The following is a 20,059-nucleotide window of genomic DNA, read 5'->3' on the forward strand; positions in this document are numbered from 1 at the left end:
TTTAGGCAGGAGGAATTTTTGGAAGTTTCACATCTTTTATTTGAAAACAGACAAGAAGCGCTAGATAAGCTCTTAGATGTGATAGCTTTGCAGAATCTCGAGCTAGATTCTAGCGTGATTGTGGCGACTAGCTTTGATGGATTGTATTTTGCAAATAGTTTGGCTAAAAAGCTGAAATTGCACCTTGATTATCTTTTCACTCAAACCATTTGCGCCCCGCTTAATAATGAATGTCAAATCGCCATTGTCAGCGAGGAGCTAGATATTGTAATGAATGAAAATCTCATCAATAGCTTTGAGATTAGCCTTGATTATGTCTATGGCGAGGCGAAGCGCCAGTATGAGGAGAGCATTTTACAAGCCCGCTACAAATACCGCAAGGGCGAGCCACTCACAACGCTAAAAGATAAAGATGTTTTATTGATTGATCAAGGAATCCACACAGGGCTTACTGCGCTTTGTGCGATTAAAACCTGTATCAATCTAGGCGCGCGCAGTGTGCGCGTGGCGACGCCGATTTTACCCACAAGCGTTTGTGAGGAGCTCAAGCAAGTGTGCGATGATGTGTTGTATGTAGAGGCGATTGAGCATTTCGTGCAAATAGAGCATTATTACAAGGAACTGCCACCCATTGACACAAAGCTTATTGAGGAAATTTTGCAATCAAACAACCAACCCAACATAAAGGATTCTTAAAACAATGAAAACCCTACAAATACAAACAACAAACCTTACCGAAGGCTATGACTTTCAAAGTGTCGCGCGCGCGAGCAATGGCGCGGTATTTTACACCTGCGGGAAAAGCGCGTTTTTAGCTACGATATGTGTGGATTCTAAGCAAATAGAGGGCGATTTCGTGCCACTAAGCGTGCAATATATCCAAAAAGCCTATGCGGCGGGGAAATTCCCAGCGGGATTTATCAAGCGCGAGGGTAAGCCGAGCGAGTTTGAGATTCTCACTTCAAGGCTCATTGATAGGACTTTGCGCCCGCTGTTCCCAAAAGGCTATAGCTACAACACGCATATTGTGGTGCAAACGCTAAGCTATGATGGGGAATCTGATTTGGCACTTTGCGCGCTTAGGGCGGCTGCGAGCGCACTTTTTGTCTCAAACATTGGCATTAAAGGCGTGCAAAAAGAATTGGTAAGCGCGGTAAGGATTGGGCGCGTTGATGGGGAATTTATAGTTAATCCAAACAGAATCCAGCGCGAAAAAAGCACACTAGATTTGTTTGTAAGTGGCAAGGGCGAGGAACTTTTGATGATAGAGATGAATTCTATCGCGCAAAATGCAAGTGCAAATCTTTTGAGCGAGGAGCTTACCTTGCAAGCGCTAGAGTTAGCAAAGCAAAGCATAAAAGAGACTTGCGCGCGTTTAGAATCTGCCTTTGTGTCATTCCAAAAGCCCTTGGTGCATTTGGAGCTGAAACAAGAGATTTGCACGGCGCTAGAGTTTTTGCGCGCGCATTGTGAAGAGAGTGTCAAAGAGGCGATTAAAAATGCTTCAAAAAGCGAGCGCGCGGATGCGTTTGATGAAATTATCGCGTTTTTGGTGGCGCAGGGCTTTGAGCTAGAAGATTCTAAGCGTAGTCTTGGCGTGTATAAGCGCGCGCTTGTGCGTGAGATGATTTTGCAAGAAAAAAGGCGCGCTGATGGCAGGGGGCTTGAAAATGTGCGCGAGATTAGCATTGAGACAAATATTTTGCCTTGCGCGCATGGGAGCGCACTTTTTACGCGCGGACAGACGCAAGCGCTTGTCGTTTGCACGCTTGGGGGCGAAAATGACGCGCAAATTAGAGAATCTCTCTCACAAAACACCATAAAAGAAAAATTTTTATTCCATTATAATTTCCCGCCTTTTAGCGTGGGCGAAACAGATATGATAGGATCGCCGGGCAGGCGCGAGCTAGGACATGGGAATCTTGCCAGAAAGGCTTTGAGCGCAAGCATCGCACCTTCAAATAGCACTATTAGACTTGTTTCTGAAATCTTAGAATCTAATGGCTCAAGCTCGATGGCAAGCGTGTGCGGCGGCTCTTTAGCACTTCATGCAAGCGGGGTGGAGATGTATAATCTCATCGCAGGCGTGGCAATGGGGCTAGTGAGTGAGGGCGAGAAATACGCGATTTTAAGCGATATCACGGGGCTAGAAGACCATGATGGCGATATGGATTTTAAGGTCGCGGGCGATGAAGAGGGCATTAGCGCATTGCAAATGGATATCAAACTTGGCGGCATACAAAGTGAGGTTCTCTATCAAGCACTTTTGCAGGCAAAGCGCGCAAGGACGCATATTTTAGGCATTATGAAAGAGGCGCTAAAAGAGATAAAGCCAAATTATGACATTTTGCCAAAGTCAGAATCTTTCACCATTGCGCCACAAAAAATCGTGCTAGTCATCGGCTCTGGGGGCAAGATGATAAAAAGCATTATCGAGCGCTTTGGAGTTAGCATTGATTTAGAGCGCGAAAGTGGTATGGTAACGATAAATGGCGCGAATACCCAAAATATCGCGCAGGCAAAAGAGTTTATTTTAAATCTCATTAAAGAAGTGGATTTTAGCGCGTATAAAATCGGCACGGAATTTGTGGGGAAAATTAAGCGTGTGCTTGATTTTGGCGCATTTGTGGAATTGCCAAATGGGGGCGATGGTTTGGTGCATATTAGCAAAATGAGTGATGATAAGACAAAAAGGGCGCAGGATTTTTTCACGCAAGGAGAGGAGCTTAAATGCGTGATTGTGGGGATTAATAAAGATAAAGTCGAGCTTGATATAAGGTAAAAGCCTTATTGCTCATCAAGCTTTTCAAGCGCTATGCTAAAAGGCGCTTTATCAAACACCGCGATATGAAAGATAGAATCAAAAATTTTAATATCTAATAAAAAGCCTTCAACCTTTACTTCGCATTTTTTTGTGTCATTTTGCAAGGCGGTGGCTTTGAAAAACACTTCATGTCCTAGCTCGATGGGGGAGAGGAACTTCACATCTGCTGCAATCATAATGCTATGCCTTTTGTTTATCGCCACCATCGCCGCATAGCTTGCCGCGCTAAAAAGATAGCCTGAATGTATGAGTTTATTGCTTCCATCAATATCTGCAATCATCTTTTCATCTGGCACGAATCGCACATGCGCCTTGCCCTTTGTATTCTCTATCACATCGCCACAAGAATGCAACCTTGTGCAAATCAGCAACTCATCATTATCAATATGTTCTTGTTGTGAATCCATAGCCTTTCCTTATTTTTTCTTTACTCTAAAATACCCGCGAATAGGTGGCGCGTAGCCCTCAATCGTGGCGCTTTCATCAGCTTGCAAAAATGAATCCAAGCTCATTCCATCAATCCACTCACTTTTGCGCTGTTCTTGCGTGGTGGTTTGCTTAATGCTTAGAATCTCAAAATCCCTAAACCCCGCACGCTCGCACCAGCCTTGCAACGCAGGAATACTTGGGATAAAATATACATTACTCATTTTAGCATAAGAGTGTTTAGGACAGAGGCAAATTTCTTCATCGCTTTCTATAATCAAGCTGTCAATATACGCTTCCCCGCCACTTTTAAGACAAAAGCTAAGATTTTTCAAGCTCGCAATAGGATCGCTTCGATGATACAGCACGCCGAGCAAAAATGCGCAATCAAATTTTTTCCCAAATGCAGTGCAAAAATCCCGCACATGCTCAATCCCCAGCGGATAGTAAGAAATAGCGCTTTTTGCAAAAAAATTAATAAACTCAAACTGCGCCATAAACAGCGCGCTTGGATCAAAGCCACACAAACTTTTTGGCTTAAATTTTAGCATCTCAAAAAGATAGTAGCCATTGTTGCAGCCTATATCAAGCACTTCCTTTTCTTGCAAGTCCAAAAATGGCGCGAGGAGATTAAACTTAATAAAGCTCTGCCATTCAGAATCTATTTTCAAATCCTCGATAAAAAATGGTCCCTTGCGCCAAGGTTTTAGCATTTTTGCAGATTCTAAAATAAGGGCTTTTTCCTGCGCGCTTAGCGGGCTTTGTGCGCGCAAAGTTATGCCATTTGTGTTTGCAGAATCTTCTAAAACAAAGCGCGTTTGCAGGGATTTGAGAGAATCTAGCGCGCGGGAAAATTGCTCTATTTGCTTTTTATGCGACTTTTCAAACGCACTCATCGCACGCGTGATATTTTCCTTAGCGATATTTGCAGATTCCATTTTTTTATAGCTCATCAAAAAGGCTTCGCTCTAAGCGCGGTTTGTGCTTTTCTAAAAGCACAAAAAGCTCGCTATCATCGATGCCAAAAATAAGCATAAAGTTAAATTCTTTATTTTTGATTAGCGAAATAATCTCGCTTTTTTTGGCGTAGTGGCTAATGCTTTGCGAAGGATTTTCAATCTTATAAGACTTTGGCACAAGGCAGGCGAGCTTCCCCCACCGTGCGTATTCTGAAAAATAATTAATATATTTTGCAAACAGCACAGAATCCTTGCAAGTAATAAGCACCTGCTGACTTTGCCCATAGTCGCAAAGATTTAAGAATCTATCCACAAAATTTGGCTTCAAAAACGCAATTTCTTTAAAATGTGAAAGCTCAAAGCTCACTCTCTCTTGCTCGCAAACTGCCACCAGCGCGCTTAAATCATCAATAAACAAATAAGGCAAATGCAATAAATACTCTCTCACCGCATAAAAAAACCTCACATCAAAAAGCGTGTAAGAGATGAGGTTAAAAGGCGCACTTAGGGGCTTTATAGGCGTGAGAGTTTCAAAACTTAGCTCTAGGATTTTTTGAGAATCTGTAAAAATCGTTGTGATTTCGTTATTAAAAGATTCTAAAAGCGCTTCTTTCTCATTCCCCACAAAGGCTTTTTTATCCGTGATTATTTCTTTTGCGATTGCGAACTGCACGCTATTTAGCGCGATGACATTGGTGCTAAAGAAAAGTATTTTATAGCGGATTAGGCGCGCTATGCAGGAGGACAAATCCTGCACTTCAATCCAAGCGATTTCATTTTGCGATTCTATAAGTTCTTTAAAATCTTGCGCATTTTGCTTTGTGAGCGCGATTCCATACGCGCCATTTTGGATTGCTTGCGTAATTTGGACAGAATCTAGCATTTGCGGCGCGATAAAAAGCCAGCCATTTTGGATTTTTTCTAACTTTTGGCTAAACCCATTAAACGCGCTAATGCTAGGTGTGTTTAAAAGCACGCCATTAAGAGCACTCACAGCTTCTGCTACCCGCATACAATCCCCTAAATTTCTCTAAATTTTATGCGCGGATTCTATACTAATTTCACTTTGTGAATTTTTAAGTCAAATCTGCTACAATACCCGCTTCCTAATTCTGCGCAAAAACCCTAAAATTTTGGAGTTATTTTGAAAAATCATTTAGATTTGCTTGAAAAAAATTTACAATATCAGTTTAAAGATCCAAATTTGCTTATACAAGCCCTCACGCACAGGAGCTGTAAAAGTCGGCTTAATAACGAGCGTTTGGAGTTTTTGGGCGATGCGGTGTTGGATTTGCTCGTGGGAGAATATTTGTTTAAAAAGTTTCAAAATGCCACGGAGGGCGATCTTTCAAAGCTTAGAGCAAGCATTGTCAATGAGCAGGGATTTATGAAGCTAGCGTTAGAGCTTGATTTGGGGAAATATCTTTTTATCTCACAAAGCGAGGAGCACAACGCAGGGCGCAAAAAGCCCTCAATCCTTTCAAATGCGTTTGAGGCAATCATTGGCGCGATTTATTTAGAATCTGGCATTCAAAGCGCTGCAGAAATCACCTACAGGCTTTTGGAGCGCTGTTATGAAAAAATTGATTTAAGTTTGACAAGCGATTATAAAACGCTGTTGCAAGAGGTTACACAATCGCGCTTTGGGGAGATTCCAAAGTATGAGCTTATCTCACAAAGCGGACCAGATCATCAAAAGATTTTTGAAGTGGCGGTAATTATTGGACAAAAGGAATACGCGCGCTGCATTGGGAATTCTAAAAAAGTCGCACAGCAAAAATGCGCACATATCGCATACAATGCGTTGCAAAAAAATGAGCAAGATTTTTCCAGCACACCTGCGCGAGATTGTGCGAAGCAAGATTTTGCGGAGGAAAATTTTACGCAAGAAAGCTTTGTGATGGAAGATTGCCAAAATATTTGGGGAGAATCAACTAAATTTAGCAAGAAAAAGCAGGGTAAAAACAAATGAATAGCTTTGGTATGCGCTTAAAGTTAAGCACCTTTGGGGAATCTCATGGCGCGGGCGTGGGATGCGTGATAGATGGATTACCGGCGGGACTTAGCATTGATATGGATTTCATCAGCGAGGAAATGCGCCTAAGGCAGGGCGGTTCAGTCTTTGCCACACCAAGGAAAGAGCCAGATATTGTGGAGATTCTAAGTGGTGTGTTTGAGGGGAAAAGCACCGGCGCGCCCCTTGCGCTTTTTATCAGAAACACAGCGCAAAAAAGCGGGGATTATGAGAATCTGAAAAATGTTTTTCGCCCCGGACATGCGGATTTTACTTATTTCAAAAAATATGGCGTGCGCGATTATCGCGGTGGCGGGAGAAGTTCAGCAAGAGAAAGCGCGGCAAGAGTGGCAGCGGGCGCGATTGCAAAGCTTTTGTTGAAAGAATTTAACATCCGCATTGGCGGGGGCGTTTTGGGCGTTGGCGGGATAGAATCTACGCGCTTTGATTTTAGTGAATCTGAATGCCTCAAAGCGCGGGATTCTCAAATATTTGCGCTTGATTGCACGCTTGAGCACGCGCAAAAAGAGGCGATAAAAAACGCGCGCGCAAATGATGACAGCATCGGTGGCGTGGCGCTTATCAAGGCTTTTGGCGTGCCTGTTGGGCTAGGGGAGCCACTTTTTGGCAAGCTAGATTCTCAAATTGGCGCGTTTATGCTTGGGCTTAATGGCGTGAAAGCGGTGGAAATTGGCGAGGGCGCGAATGTAAGCAGGCTAAAGGGAAGTCAAAATAATGATTGTATGAACGCGCAGGGCTTTTGCTCTAATCACAGCGGGGGCGTGCTTGGGGGCATTAGCAATGGAGAGGAAATCGTCGTGCGCGTGTATTTCAAGCCAACCCCTAGCATTTTTCTTCCCCAAAGCACACAAACCACAGGTGCGGAAGTCGTGCAAATGCAACTTAAAGGGCGTCATGATCCTTGCATCGCGGTGCGCGGGAGCATCGTCGCACAGGCGCAGTTGGCGTTTATCCTCGCGGATTTACTACTTTGCAACGCCACAGCAAATATGCAAAATCTCCACGCGGTGTATTCTCACAACTAAACCCCCGCAAGCAGTCCTACTCCTTACTTTTTTAGATTGTATTACTTTGCTAAAATCTTATTTAAACTTATCTTTAATTAATTAATAAAAAAATAATAGCGTCCCAACAGTATAAACCTAGACCTTGCAAGCTTAAGATAATTTCTTAAAGCCCCATCACCCAAAAAGCTTCTTTTCATGCACTCTGCGGATTTCTGGTATATAGGCTTTGATGCCAGATTCTAAGCTAAAGCGCGGTGTGTAGGAGAGAAACTCGCTTGTAAGGCTAATGTCCGCCTGCGTGTGTGTTTGGAAAAAGCTATAAGGATTTTTAATGTATTCCACCTCAAAATCCCCAAGCTCGGCTTTTAGCGCCTCCACAATGTCATTATAACTTCGCGCCACACCTGAGCCGACATTATACACACCACTTTTTTGCGCCTCCATCGCCTTGACATTCGCCTGCACGACATCTTTGACATACACAAAATCCCTTTGTTGCTCGCCAAACTCAAATAACTTCACTTTTTTATGCTCTAACGCTTGCAAGCCAAGCTGCAAAACCATCGACGCCGTTTTGCCCTTAAAAGTCTCGCGCTCGCCAAAAACATTAAAATACCTTAGCCCAATAAGCGGGATTTGAGAATCCTTTTCCAACTCTTTGAGCGTGAAAATATCCATATTAAGCTTTGAGTAGCCATAGACATTTTCTGGGATTTCATTTACCCCAACGATATTTGGCGCGGGTGTGTTGCCATAAGTGCCCGCAGATGAGGCGTAGATAAGCATTGCGTTTTGCTCTTTGGCAATTTCATACAATTCCACAAAGGCTTCAAAATTTGTGCGAATCATTAAATTTTGATCCATCGCGGTGGTGTCAGAAATAGCCGCCTGATGGAAAATGTAATCAAAATCGCGCCCTTTAATCTTATGTAAATCCTTTGTGATATCGCCCACAATAATTTCACCCTTAAAATCAAGCAGATTCTTAAAATGTCCCAAACTCGTAGGATTCCCACTGGGGAAGGTGCTACCATCGCGGAATTTATCAAACACGCAAACATTTGCCTGCGGATGGTGCTTTTGAAAATAAAGCGCGAGGTTGCTTCCTATAAAGCCCGCACCGCCTGTGATAAGAATATTTTTTTGCGCTAAGTCATCATAAATGTATTTCATTGCCTGCTCCTTTTTTGAGATTGCTTTGCTTAAGCAAAGGTGGGATTTCTTTAAGTGCGTGGATTATGTGAAGGTTGTCAATGCTTTGCAACTTAGAATCCTCGCAACCTTCTTGCGTGATAAAAAATTTCTGCGCAATGTGAGAATCCTGCGCGCATTGCATATCTGTGATTTTATCGCCAATCAAAAGCGAGGCGGAAAGATCAATACTAAAATCTTTAAGCGCGGATTCTATCATGCCAGTTTTTGGCTTCCTACACGCGCAGTTTTGCGCTGGCGCATGCTCGCAAAAGTAGATTCTATCAAAGCAAAACCCAAGCTTTTTGCGCAATGTCTCTTGCATAAAGTTATGCAACTCTTCCATTTGCGCGCGCGTGTAGAATCCGCGTGCGATGCCGGATTGATTTGTCACTACGATGAGCAAAAAACCATTATTTTTTAAAAACTCCAAAAGCTCGAAAATGCCTTCATTAAAGATAAAATCCTCTTTTTTATACACATAGCCACTATCGATGTTTATCACACCATCTCTATCAAAAAACGCGCAGGGCTGTGAATCTCGCATTTTGCTACTCGCTTTGTGGCAGGGGATTTTTTGTGACTTTGAGCTTTTGAATGCGTGTGCCGTCCATCTCAATTACTTCAAACTCGCAAGAATGCGCACTGCATGTGTCACCAACTTCTGGCAAACGCCCCAAAAGTCCAAAAATATATCCGCCGATGGTGAGATGATCGTTTGTTTCATCAATTTGCACGCCTAGCATTTCTTCAAAGCTTTCAATATCAAGCTTCCCGCTCACTTCATAAGTGTTCTCACTTAGCTGTTTATACTCGCTCACCTTTAAATCATGCTCATCAGAAATATCGCCCATCACTTCCTCGATGATGTCTTCCATCGTCAAAAGCCCCGAAGTCCCGCCAAACTCATCAACCACAAGCGCGGTGTGAATCTGCTGGCGCTTCATTGTGGTGAGGATTTCAGAGATATGCGCGGATTCTGGGACGATGATCATTTTGCGCACGAGAGAAAGCATATTACGCTCTTTTTTCTCCACAAGACTTTCAAGCAAGTCGCGGATATGTATCATTCCTAAAATATTATCCTTAGAATCTGTATAGTAAGGATAGCGCGTGTGGTTGGTCTCTAGCACGATTTTTAGATTCTCTTCATAGCTATCTTCGGCGTTGAGACATACCATATCTTTGCGCGGTGTCATAATCTCTTTTGCCAAAATATCTGAAAAATCCACCGCGTTTTTGATAATCTCACCTTCAATAGAATCTATATAGCCACCTTTCAAACTCTCTCCAACGATGATTTTAAGCTCCTCATCAGAATGCGCTAACTCGCCTTCTTTTGCCTGCGTGATGCCAAGCCTTTTTAAGAAAAATAGCGCGAGCAAATCAAAAAGATGGATAAAAGGATAAAACGCGATCCAAAAATAATGCAAAGGTTTTGCGATAAAAAGCACCATAGATTCTGTCTTTGCAATGGCAATGGACTTTGGTACAAGCTCGCCTAGCACGACATGAAGCAATGTGATAAAAACAAAAGAAATCGTAATTGAGATAATGTGGATAATGGCATTTTCACCATCAAAAGCAAACGCAAAGAAGTAAGAAATAAGCTTTCCGATACCATCTTGACTAACCCAGCCAAGCGCTAAGGAAGCAAGCGTAATGCCAAGCTGTGTGGCGCTTAGGTAAGTATCAAGGCTTGAAGTGATTTTAAGCGCTAACGAGGCGTTTTTAACGCCATTTTTGGCAAGCTCTTCAAGCTTTGATCTTCTTACTTTGACAATAGCAAACTCGCTGACAACAAAAAAGGCATTCACAAAAACCAATATAAACGCCAAAAGGACTAAAAAGCCCGAGTGATAGGGATCCAAAAATGCTCCTTGTAATTTAATAAAAAGCTAATTGTAGCAAAGCTGTTTTAAAAAATGCTAAATTACAAAATCAATACTCATCGCAATATAGCACGCAATCCCGCCAAGCACCGCTGAAATAGGCACGGTTATGAGCCATGAAGCGACAATTTTATTTATCGCGCTGCGTTTGACAAGCTCATTTTTATAAGCTTTTTTGAGATTCTTTTTTTCCTTTTTGCTGAAATTGAGCGCATGTTTGTTTTTGCTATCTTTTAAGGATTTAAGAATCACGCCTTTTTGCTTCACGCTTGCTTTATTAAAGCTTGTCAAAAAGCGCTCAACTTCTGCAGAATCTTTCCCTCTGTGCGCGTCTATAATGGTTTGTTGCATTTCATAATAGCGCTTTTTAAGGTATTCCCTCAAAAATCCAACGCCAAAAATCGCGCCAATGGTTACATGCGTAGAACTCACAGGCAAGCCCAATTGTGAAGCGAGCAAAACCGTTATCGCCGCGCTCATCGCTACGCAAAACGCGCGGATTTTGTCAAGCTCGGTGATTTCATTCCCCACCGTGCGGATAAGGCGCGGCCCATAAAGTGCAAGCCCAATTGAAATCCCAAGCCCACCGATAAAAAGCACCCAAAGTGGCACGCCAGCCTTACTTCCAGAAAGCTCACCACCTAGAGAATCTAGCGCTTGATTAATCGCAGCAAGTGGTCCAATGGCGTTTGAGACATCATTTGCACCATGCGCGAAGCTTAGCATCGCCGCGGCAAAAATAAGCGGAATGGTAAAAAGCGTGCCGATATCTTCTTTTGTATTTGTCAAGGTTTGCACCCTTTTTGACACCAAAGGACGCGCGATAAAATACACAATTAGCGCAATTGCAAACGATATGGCAAGTGCCAAAGTAAAGCTAATAGGCAGAATCTGTTTTAAGCCTTTCATCAACATATAAAGCACAAAAGCAAACGACATAAGGAAAACCAACAGCGGCACAACAAGCTTTGCGGCGGCTTGCTTGTTTTCTTTGTAAGTGATGGTGTTTTTAATCAGCACCAAAAACAGCACCGCAATCACACCCCCCATAATCGGCGAAATAATCCAGCTAGAAGCGATGCGCCCAAGCTCCGCCCAATTCACCACGCTAAAGCCACCAGCCACAATCCCAGCGCCCAAAATCCCGCCTACAAGCGAATGCGTCGTGGAAACCGGCGCACCGATAAAAGTCGCCAAATGTAGCCACAGCGCAGAAGATAGCAACGCGCCGAGCATCACGCAAATAAAGACTTTAGAATCTTGCACAGATTCTGGCGCGATGATGCCAGATTTTATCGTATCGACCACATCTGCACCCGCCACAATCGCGCCAAGCGCTTCAAAAATCGCCGCTATGCCAATCGCGCCAAGTAGCGTAATGGCTTTTGAGCCCACAGCCGGACCGACATTATTTGCGACATCGTTTGCGCCGATATTCATCGCCATATACGCGCCAATAACTGCTGAAAACACCAGCACCAGCACATTTGCACTTGCCCCAAACACAATAGCTATAAGCGACACAGCGATGAAAAACACCAGCACGATGGCAATTTTGATACTATCGCTTAAGTTATTTTGATTTGCCTTTTCAATCTGTTTAACAACCTTGATATCCATGAGAAGATCCTAAGCCTTAAAAATGAATAGCATTTATACTACCTTAATTCTATTTGCGCGTAGCAATTTTTTGCGAAATTTCAAATTTTATGGCAAAAAATTAACAAAGTTTTATTTATAGGGTTATAAAGTGGCTAAAATCTTGCAATTTCTGCTTTTAGATTCTGAGAAAACTTCAAGCTTTTTTCAATTTAGTTTGTGGCTTGGGCGCTACTATTATTAATTATATAACATTGAAAAAACAATAGACACCTAGAATTTAAGTTTTGCAAAAATTTTGCCAAAAAATTACTTTGGATTCTCATTTTTGTTGGTATCTTGCGTGGGATTTGGTGCTAGTTGTTCTCATTATATTTTTAAAAGTGAAAATATTTGAGAGCAAATGTTTAAAAAAGTAACGAGAAAATGAAAAATTTTACAAATTTCACGCTTTTTTCTCAAATTTAAGGAAATACAAAAAAAAAAAAAAACTAGAATTGCGCTTTGAAAATCATTCTTAGATTTTCTAAAAATAACTTAAGGAGCCTTAAAATATGATACGCTTTTCAAAACTACGCACAAAAGGTGCGTTTTTACTGCCTTTGAGTGTCGCGCTAAGCCTAAGTTTAGCAAATGCTGATGAGCTAAGCCAAAGTAGCGCGAGCGCAACAACCAGCACCAGCACAGAATCCACAGATTCCAAAGTGGAAAATATGGATAAAGTCAAGCTCAATCGCTCTGTAATCACCGCTAGCGGGTATGAGCAGGATATCAAAGAAGCGAGCGCTAGCATTTCTGTGATTGGTAAGGAGGAGCTAGAGACAAAGCCTTACCGCGATATCGCCGAGGCGGTGGCAGATGTGCCGGGTGTGGATATCCAGCGGAGCAAAACGGGCGGATTTAACATTTCTATGCGTGGCTTTGAGTCGCAATATACGCTCATTCTCATTGATGGTAAGCGCCAAAATCCAAGCGATGCGTTTAATAAAAACGGCTTTAACGCGGTAAATACGAGCTTTATGCCACCGCTTTCGATGATTGAGCGCATCGAGGTTATCCGCGGTCCAGCTTCTACGCTCTATGGCTCTGATGCGATAGGTGGTGTGATAAACATTATCACTAAGAAAAACCCTGATAAATTCTCCGGCTCTATCGCGCTAGAATCTACATTCCAAGAGGATAGGCTTACTTATGGGAACTCTCAAGGTGTGAGTGGTTACCTCGCAATCCCGCTCATTAGCAAAACGCTTTCACTCTCTGTGCGCGGGAAAACCTACAGCAAAGAATCTTCGCGCTGGGTGCTACCAAATGGCAATATCCAAGGCAACACAGCCGGGCTTTTTAGTCAATATAATTTCGGCGGACGCTTAAACTACACGCCAAATGCAAGTAATAATATCTACCTTGATGGGGAATTTTACCACCAAGGCGTGATGGGGACTTCGCTCTATGGCACGACACTTACTTCTGCTAATCCGCAAAGCATTTATCAAAAAACAAACGCTGTGCTAAACCATGATGGCGACTACAGCTTTGGGAAGTGGAATACCTACTTGCAGTATGGCTCTACGGATAATTCTAGTAGCACGACTGCGCTTTTTAGCAACAACTACATTGCCAAAACGCAACTTGTCGCACCGCTTGATTTAGGCGCGTTTGGCTTTATGAAGCTAAGCGGTGGCGGGGAAGTGTGGCATGAGTCCTTTAAAGATGGCTCTACAGGTAATGGCGTGACTGACATTAGCTACAAAACACTTTATCAAACGCAATCTGCACTTTTCTTAGAAGATGAATATACGCTAACTGAGTGGCTTACGCTCACAGGTGGCGCGCGCTACACTTATGGAAGCGTGTTTCATTCAGCCTTCACACCTAGAATCTACGCGGTGTTTAAGCTAGCGGATTTTTGGACGCTTAAAGGCGGGGTTTCTACCGGCTACAAAACGCCTTCTATTAAAGAAACAATTAATGGTATTTATGAGTTAAACTCATTAGGAGCTAATCCACGCTATGGGAATCCAAACCTTCGCCCAGAATCAAGTATTAACTATGAAATCGGCACGGACTTTGACTTTGAAGCGTTTAATCTCAATGTGACAGGATTCTATACAGACTTCACTGACAAGATTGCGTATGATACCATTCAGCCGGGTAGTATGGTAGGGCATGGCACTTATGATGATGTTCTTTGTGATCCAATATCAGCACCAAATCGCACTCCAACATGTAGCGTGCGTGTGAATCTTAATAAAGTGTATGCTACAGGTGTGGAGACGCTCTTTAAGATAAAGCCAATTTATGGAATCTCTTTTGACACAAGCTACACTTTCACGCATTCTAAGCAACTCACAGGCTCAAATAAAGGGCAACCAATCCAAAACCAGCCAAAGCATTTGCTTATCGCAAAGCTAAATTACAACTACAAGGATTTTAATGCCTATCTAAAATCCACAAGTCGCCTTAAAACGCCGGTTTCGCCAAGCTCAAGGCAGTATTTGGGGGATTACTATAAAGATTCTACGATTGTGGATTTGGGGCTAAACTACCGCTTCAATAAAACCTTGCTTTTGTCCTTTGTGGTAAATAATCTTTTTAATCAAAAGATTCAATATATTTTTACAGGAACAAGCAGAAATGGATCTCCTACCTACGCAAACGCTTACCAAAATTTCTTTGATGGGCGCAATTACTGGGTAAGCCTCAAATACGATTTCTAAGATTCTCTAACTTTAAGCGCAGGCGGATTTCTAATCCTTTGCGCCTTTGAGTGCGAAAAATCCTAGAATCCCCACACTCACGCAACAAATCCCAATAATCACGCTTGTGGCGATAAAGATATTTTCCCCTATACTCGTTAGTGGTGCGATAATCCCGCCAAATGCAAAAATCACAAAGCCCAAAATCGCAGACGCATTCCCGGCATTTTTGCGCTCTAGTTCCATTGCCAGCGCGCTAGAAGTGGGCAACACAAGCCCTAAGAAAACAATCGTCATACCAAAGCCAATTTCTGTAAAAAGCAAGCTCGGATTAGAATTTAGCACCAAAAAAGTGCAGATCCCGCATACAAAAATCCCTATAATGCCAACTTTGAGCGCGCGATATTCGCTTTTAAAAAGTGGTGTGCTCCCCGCACCTATGCTAATGCAAAGCGCCACACCAGCAAAGCACAGCCCACATTCTAGCTCATTTAGCCCGAAATGCTCTTCAAAAATAAAACTGCTCGCACCAATAAAACTAAACATAATCCCCATCGCAAAGCCCTGTGTGAGCGCATAAAGCATAAATTGCTTATTTTTTAGAATATGCAAAAATGAAAAGCTCTCTAAAAAGCCTCCGCTAATGCGCCGTTGCTTTGGCAGACTTTCTTTAAAAAAGAGAATCGTTGCAAAAAGCAACACACCAAGCGCTAAAAGCACGCTAAAGATTCCATGCCAGTTTGTATATTGCAACAAAATCCCACCAAAAATAGGCGCGCAAATAGGCGCTAAACCTTGCACGACACCAAGCAAGGCGAAAAACTTCGCTAACTCTTCGCCCTCAAACAAATCCGCCACGATGGATCGCGCAATCACAATCCCGCCACTGCCCGCAATCCCCTGTGCTAGGCGAAATGTGATAAAAGAGTAAATATCCCACGCCAGCAAACATGCAATTGTCGCAATGATAAAAAGCCCGAGTGAGAGCTGTAAAATCCTCTTGCGCCCGTATTTATCACTCAATGGACCCATAAGCAACTGCCCAAATGCAAGTCCGATAAGCGAACAGGTAATGGAAAGCTGGACAAGCGAAGAAGTCGTGCTAAACACGCCCACAAGTCCGGGCAATGCCGGCAAGTAAAAATCCGTCACAAATGGACCCAGCGCGGACAAAAGCCCGAGATTTAGCAAAAGATACAATTTTGAGTTTTTTTCATCAGAATTTTTCGCGGACATACAAACCCCTTGTTTGAAATTAAGCGCGTAATTATAATATATTTGCTTAAGAAAAGTGTGAAAGGCAAAAGCATTAGCGCAAGTTAAAAGTCACGCGAGGCACAGATTCACAAAGAAGCTTTCACGCAAAAACTTCTTTAAGCAGATTCTTATAAAGCGAGGCATTTTGGCGCAAAGTCGCACGCAGAAACTTATACTCCGCGCAAAATTCCCCGACAAGATTCCAAAAAGCTTTTGAGTGATTTTTATGCGTGATGTGTGCGAGCTCATGCACCACCACATAGCGCACGCATTCCCTCGGCGCGAAGCAAAGCATCAGCGAAAAGGACAAATCATTTTTATGCGTGCAAAGCCCAAAATAACTTTTTGCTTTTTTTGTCTTTAGCTTGCCAAATTCCACGCCCATAAGCTTTGTAAGATTCTCACATTCAGCATACAAGAAACTTTCAAGCGCACTTTTTAGCTCTTTGGCTGGATTTGCAAATTCGCCCTTTTGTCGCCATTCTCCAAAATACAGAATCCGCCCATTTTCGCGCAAGGAATGAAAATGCGCTTCTTGTTGCTGGAATTTTTGAATCTGGGATTCTATCCATGCGCGGTTTTGCTCGATTATTTGCGTGCAGTGGGCTTTTGTGTAGCTTTTTGGCACGCTTAAAATGACATTTTGAGAATCTTTCACACTTAAGCGCGCAGTGCGTTTTGTGCGTTTTATGATGGTTATTTCAAACATTGCTAGACTTTGTAATAAATTTTTGGCATTATACAGGCTTTTATAAAAGGAGCGCGCGATGAAAGTATTATTAATCCAAAATGTGCAAGGGCTGGGCAAAGCTGGCGAGATACATGAGGTCAAAGATGGCTACGGGCAGAATTTCCTTATCGCTAAAGGTAAAGCAAAGCTCGCAACAAACGAGGTTATAAACCGCTATAAGCACGAGCAAAAACAGCTTGAGCAAAAAAAGGCGCTTGAGCTAGCCGAGCAAAAACAGCTCGCAAGCACGCTAGATTCTCTTACATTAACTTTGAGTAAAAAGGTTGGCGCAAATGATGCGCTTTTTGGCTCGATTACAAAAGATGAGATTGCGCACGCGTTAGAGGCGCATTCAAAGGTGAGTATCGATAAAAAATGGATTGTGCTAAATGAGCCTATCAAGCACCTAGGCACTTTTAAGGTTGGTATAAAAATCGGCAATGGCATAAGCGCGCAACTCACGCTTCATGTCGTGGCGGAATCTTAGCAAAAAGGTTAGATATGCAAAAAGATTCTAAAAAAGCACAAAATACGCAGGGCGTGCAAAATACGCAAGGCACGCGGGATTCCACTTTGCAGGATTCTGCTTTGCAAGATTCTGTTTTAAGTGATGAAGAGCGACAAAAGCTCGAAGAGCTATGCGCGCAGAGTTTTGACTTCGCACGCGCTGATGATGTGGAATCACTAAAAATACTTCTAGATTCTGGGCTAAATGTCAATCTCGCTAACGAGCAGGGAAACACGCTCATCATGCTTGCGGCGTATAATAATAGCTTGGCGTGTGCGCGACTGCTCCTTGAGCGCGGGGCAGATGTGGATAAGCGCAATGATAAGGGGCAGACACCGCTTGCTGGCGTGTGCTTTAAGGGCTATTATGAAATGGCGAAGTTGCTTATCGAGCATGGCGCGGATGTGGATAGCGAGGGCGCGCTTAGCCCGATGAATTGCGCGATTATTTTTCATCGCGCTGAGATTTTGAAACTTTTGCGCCAACATTCCCGCAAAAAGCCCTCATTCTTGCAAAAAATCGGCTTTTATTTTTTGACAAAATTTGGGAAAAAATGAGGGTGGATTCTGGAATTTTTAGTCAATATTATAGAATCCAAAGCAATCCAAAGAGATTCTCAAACCACCAAAACGCGTTAGAGAATCTGAGAATCTTATCAATCAAAAAAGGCTATGTATGTGCGCGGAGCTGGAAACAAAGCGGAATTCACTTCCGCGAAGTTGGAAGCGGAGCGGAGCTTTGGCGAGCAATGCTTGCCAAAGCGATATGATTAATAGCACAGAATCCAAAGATTCCCAAACAGCGTTACAAAATCTTACAACCAAATCAACCAAAAAGCGCCGATTATGTGCGCGAAAGCGAAGTGTAAACAAGCTTTCGCGGAGGCGAAGCGGGATTTATTCCCGCGAGACGATACCACTAAATGGTATAAAAATTCAAAACACAATACATATTTAGCATTTTTTGTGCTACTATTACGCCGTAAAAAATCCAAAACACAAGGTGAGTTTATGAAAAAATCATTTCTTTTCACTTCAGAATCTGTAACCGAAGGGCATCCAGACAAAATGGCTGATCAAATCAGCGACGCAGTGCTTGACTACATTATCGCGCGTGATAAAAATGCGCGTGTGGCGTGTGAGACGCTTGTAAGCAATGGTTTTTGCGTGATTGCCGGCGAGCTAAAGACTAGCGTATATGCGCCAATGCAAGAAATCGCGCGCAAAGTCGTGCAAGAAATCGGCTACACAGACGCGCTCTATGGCTTTGACTACCGCTCCGCAGCCGTGCTAAATGGTATCGGCGAGCAAAGCCCGGACATCAATCAAGGCGTGGATAGAGAGGATGGCGAAATCGGTGCTGGCGATCAAGGGCTTATGTTTGGCTTCGCGTGCCGCGAGACGCCCTCGCTCATGCCATTGCCTATTTGGCTTTCTCACCGCTTGACTGAAGGGCTAGCAGAAGCGCGCAAAAGCAGGAAATTGCCATTTTTGCGCCCTGATGGTAAAAGTCAAGTAACCGTGCGCTATGAAGATGGCGTGCCAGTGGCGATTGACACCATTGTCATCTCCACGCAACACAGCCCAGAAACGCAACAAAACCACCTGCGCGATGCGGTGATTGAAGAAATCGTGCAAAAAGTATTGCCTAAGCAGTATTTGAATGATAATATCCGTTATTTTGTAAATCCCACAGGGAAATTTGTTATCGGTGGACCACAGGGCGATGCGGGGCTCACAGGGCGCAAAATCATCGTTGATACCTATGGCGGAAGCTGTCCGCATGGCGGGGGCGCATTTAGCGGGAAGGATCCTAGCAAAGTCGATAGAAGTGCCGCCTATGCAGCGCGCTATGTGGCTAAAAACCTCGTGGCAAGCGGCGTGTGCGATAGAGCGGTGGTGCAAGTGGCGTATGCCATCGGCGTGGTCGAGCCGGTATCAATCCTTGTGGATTCTCAAGGCACGGGCAAGGTGGAAGATTCCAAACTCACTGAATGCGTGCAAAGCATTTTCCGCCTCACGCCAAAAGGCATTATAGAATCGCTTGACTTGCTCCGCCCGATTTATCAAAAAACCGCGGCTTATGGGCATTTTGGGCGCGAGTTACCAGAATTTAGCTGGGAAAAAACCGACAAAATCGAGGCGATCAAGGACTTTTGCGGGGTGAAATAAACCCCCCCCCCCCCGCCTTTTAAATAAAACAAGGAAAAAAACATGAGAATCAAACAAAAGCTTAAAAGCTTTAGAGACAGGCTATTAGGGGGGTATATCCCACATTTCAGGCGAAATTCACTTCATTAAAAATCTCTTACTAAAACAAAACGAAAACAATCTAGGCGCGCTTTTTGACACTATCTATGAAACAAATATGTGGGGTAATGGCTCTGGTAGCGGGTCAAATGAGATTCTCTGCAAAGATTATGTCGCGTTTTTGCAGGATTTTTTCAAAAAGTATGATATAAAAAGTGTCGTTGATGCGGGCTGTGGTGACTGGCAGTTTTCAAAAAATATCGATTTTAGCGGGATAGAGTATCAAGGATTTGATGTCGCGTCGTTTGTCATCAATGCAAATAATGCAAAATACCAAAAGCCAAATGTGACTTTCACGCAATATAATGGCGATTTTACGACGCTTCCGAGTGCGGATTTGCTCCTTTGCAAAGATGTTTTGCAACATTTGCCAAATGCAAAAATCCAAGAATTTATAAGCGTTTTGCCAAAATTTAAATACGCGCTTATCACAAATGACATGGGCGATAAAAATAATAATGACATACTTCCGACATATGGACGCACGCTTGATTTACGCGCCGAGCCTTTTAATGTGCCGCTTGAGATTGTGTTTAAGATTCAAGAAGCAGCGGAATGGATGAAAGCTAACAATGTCACAAAAATCACTATGCTTTGGGTAAATCCAAATATAAAGCCTTAAAAAG

Annotated in this window: 19 protein-coding genes and 1 pseudogene; 11 read left to right on the forward strand and 9 right to left on the reverse strand. The window is 43.1% G+C overall.

Annotated elements, in window-relative coordinates; all coding sequences use genetic code 11:
* Nucleotides 1-18 precede the first annotated feature (18 nt).
* Both CQA49_RS01955 and CQA49_RS01960 read left to right on the forward strand, forming a co-directional pair.
* The gene (locus CQA49_RS01955) at nt 19-696 is read left to right on the forward strand and encodes a phosphoribosyltransferase (RefSeq protein ID WP_115574284.1); all 678 of its coding nucleotides are present in this window, start codon (nt 19-21) and stop codon (nt 694-696) included.
* A gap of 4 nt (nt 697-700) precedes the next feature.
* Nucleotides 701-2,782 (forward strand): polyribonucleotide nucleotidyltransferase, encoded by a 2,082-nt coding sequence (locus CQA49_RS01960; protein ID WP_115574285.1) that lies wholly within the window; start codon nt 701-703, stop codon nt 2,780-2,782.
* A 5-nt stretch (nt 2,783-2,787) separates the two neighbouring features.
* On the opposite strand, the gene CQA49_RS01965 is transcribed toward CQA49_RS01960, so the two are convergent.
* Genes CQA49_RS01965 through CQA49_RS01975 form a run of 3 tightly spaced genes read right to left on the reverse strand, consistent with a single transcriptional unit; the run spans nt 2,788 to nt 5,221 of the window.
* The gene (locus CQA49_RS01965) at nt 2,788-3,231 is read right to left on the reverse strand and encodes a PaaI family thioesterase (RefSeq protein WP_115574286.1); all 444 of its coding nucleotides are present in this window, start codon (nt 3,229-3,231) and stop codon (nt 2,788-2,790) included.
* A gap of 9 nt (nt 3,232-3,240) precedes the next feature.
* Nucleotides 3,241-4,203 carry a tRNA 5-methoxyuridine(34)/uridine 5-oxyacetic acid(34) synthase CmoB gene (gene cmoB, locus CQA49_RS01970; RefSeq protein WP_258864155.1) on the reverse strand — a complete coding sequence of 321 codons (963 nt, stop codon included), beginning with the start codon at nt 4,201-4,203 and terminating at the stop codon, nt 3,241-3,243.
* A complete protein-coding gene (locus tag CQA49_RS01975; RefSeq protein WP_115574287.1) occupies nt 4,193-5,221 on the reverse strand; it encodes a hypothetical protein in 1,029 nt (342 codons plus the stop codon). The genes cmoB and CQA49_RS01975 overlap by 11 nt, the downstream gene beginning before the upstream one ends.
* A 132-nt stretch (nt 5,222-5,353) precedes the next feature.
* Here CQA49_RS01975 and rnc point away from each other — a divergent pair.
* Together rnc and aroC are read left to right on the forward strand one after the other, a co-directional pair.
* Nucleotides 5,354-6,022: pseudogene (gene rnc / locus CQA49_RS01980) on the forward strand (ribonuclease III); the annotation flags it as partial.
* Between the two features lie 155 nt (nt 6,023-6,177).
* Nucleotides 6,178-7,269 (forward strand): chorismate synthase, encoded by a 1,092-nt coding sequence (gene aroC / locus CQA49_RS01985; protein ID WP_115574289.1) that lies wholly within the window; start codon nt 6,178-6,180, stop codon nt 7,267-7,269.
* A 156-nt stretch (nt 7,270-7,425) separates the two neighbouring features.
* Here the strand turns inward: aroC and rfaD are convergent, their stop codons facing one another.
* Genes rfaD through CQA49_RS02005 form a run of 4 tightly spaced genes read right to left on the reverse strand, consistent with a single transcriptional unit; the run spans nt 7,426 to nt 11,954 of the window.
* Nucleotides 7,426-8,424 (reverse strand): ADP-glyceromanno-heptose 6-epimerase, encoded by a 999-nt coding sequence (gene rfaD / locus CQA49_RS01990; protein ID WP_115574290.1) that lies wholly within the window; start codon nt 8,422-8,424, stop codon nt 7,426-7,428.
* A complete protein-coding gene (locus tag CQA49_RS01995; RefSeq protein ID WP_115574291.1) occupies nt 8,408-8,989 on the reverse strand; it encodes a D-glycero-beta-D-manno-heptose 1,7-bisphosphate 7-phosphatase in 582 nt (193 codons plus the stop codon). The genes rfaD and CQA49_RS01995 overlap by 17 nt, the downstream gene beginning before the upstream one ends.
* Before the next feature lie 4 nt (nt 8,990-8,993).
* Nucleotides 8,994-10,313 (reverse strand): hemolysin family protein, encoded by a 1,320-nt coding sequence (locus CQA49_RS02000; RefSeq protein ID WP_115574292.1) that lies wholly within the window; start codon nt 10,311-10,313, stop codon nt 8,994-8,996.
* Between the two features lie 57 nt (nt 10,314-10,370).
* Nucleotides 10,371-11,954, reverse strand: a complete 1,584-nt coding sequence (locus tag CQA49_RS02005; RefSeq protein WP_115574293.1) for an inorganic phosphate transporter — start codon at nt 11,952-11,954, stop codon at nt 10,371-10,373.
* Nucleotides 11,955-12,487: 533 nt separating this feature from the next.
* On the opposite strand from CQA49_RS02005, the gene CQA49_RS02010 reads away from it, so the two are divergent.
* Nucleotides 12,488-14,650 (forward strand): TonB-dependent receptor domain-containing protein, encoded by a 2,163-nt coding sequence (locus CQA49_RS02010; protein WP_115574294.1) that lies wholly within the window; start codon nt 12,488-12,490, stop codon nt 14,648-14,650.
* 30 nt (nt 14,651-14,680) lie between these two features.
* On the opposite strand, the gene CQA49_RS02015 is transcribed toward CQA49_RS02010, so the two are convergent.
* A complete protein-coding gene (locus CQA49_RS02015; protein ID WP_115574295.1) occupies nt 14,681-15,865 on the reverse strand; it encodes a multidrug effflux MFS transporter in 1,185 nt (394 codons plus the stop codon).
* Nucleotides 15,866-15,986: 121 nt separating this feature from the next.
* Entirely contained in the window at nt 15,987-16,595 is a 609-nt protein-coding gene (locus tag CQA49_RS02020) for a M48 family metallopeptidase (RefSeq protein WP_115574296.1), read from the reverse strand.
* Between the two features lie 58 nt (nt 16,596-16,653).
* Between CQA49_RS02020 and rplI the strand changes: the two genes are divergently transcribed.
* From rplI to CQA49_RS02045, 6 genes are all read left to right on the forward strand, one after another.
* Nucleotides 16,654-17,103 carry a 50S ribosomal protein L9 gene (gene rplI / locus CQA49_RS02025; RefSeq protein ID WP_115574297.1) on the forward strand — a complete coding sequence of 150 codons (450 nt, stop codon included), beginning with the start codon at nt 16,654-16,656 and terminating at the stop codon, nt 17,101-17,103.
* 14 nt (nt 17,104-17,117) lie between these two features.
* On the forward strand, nt 17,118-17,681 hold the full coding sequence (locus CQA49_RS02030; RefSeq protein ID WP_115574298.1) for an ankyrin repeat domain-containing protein: 564 nt from the start codon (nt 17,118-17,120) through the stop codon (nt 17,679-17,681).
* Nucleotides 17,678-17,893, forward strand: a complete 216-nt coding sequence (locus CQA49_RS09865) for a hypothetical protein (protein ID WP_147288642.1) — start codon at nt 17,678-17,680, stop codon at nt 17,891-17,893. Before CQA49_RS02030 ends, CQA49_RS09865 begins: the two co-directional genes overlap by 4 nt.
* Nucleotides 17,863-18,081, forward strand: a complete 219-nt coding sequence (locus CQA49_RS02035; protein WP_147288643.1) for a hypothetical protein — start codon at nt 17,863-17,865, stop codon at nt 18,079-18,081. The genes CQA49_RS09865 and CQA49_RS02035 overlap by 31 nt, the downstream gene beginning before the upstream one ends.
* A gap of 53 nt (nt 18,082-18,134) precedes the next feature.
* Nucleotides 18,135-19,295: a methionine adenosyltransferase gene (gene metK, locus CQA49_RS02040; protein ID WP_115574300.1), complete on the forward strand. Its 1,161-nt coding sequence runs from the start codon at nt 18,135-18,137 to the stop codon at nt 19,293-19,295.
* Between the two features lie 196 nt (nt 19,296-19,491).
* Nucleotides 19,492-20,055: a bifunctional 2-polyprenyl-6-hydroxyphenol methylase/3-demethylubiquinol 3-O-methyltransferase UbiG gene (locus CQA49_RS02045; protein WP_115574301.1), complete on the forward strand. Its 564-nt coding sequence runs from the start codon at nt 19,492-19,494 to the stop codon at nt 20,053-20,055.
* Nucleotides 20,056-20,059: the final 4 nt, after the last annotated feature.

Source organism: Helicobacter sp. MIT 00-7814 (genome assembly GCF_003364115.1).
Taxonomy (GTDB): domain Bacteria; phylum Campylobacterota; class Campylobacteria; order Campylobacterales; family Helicobacteraceae; genus Helicobacter_F.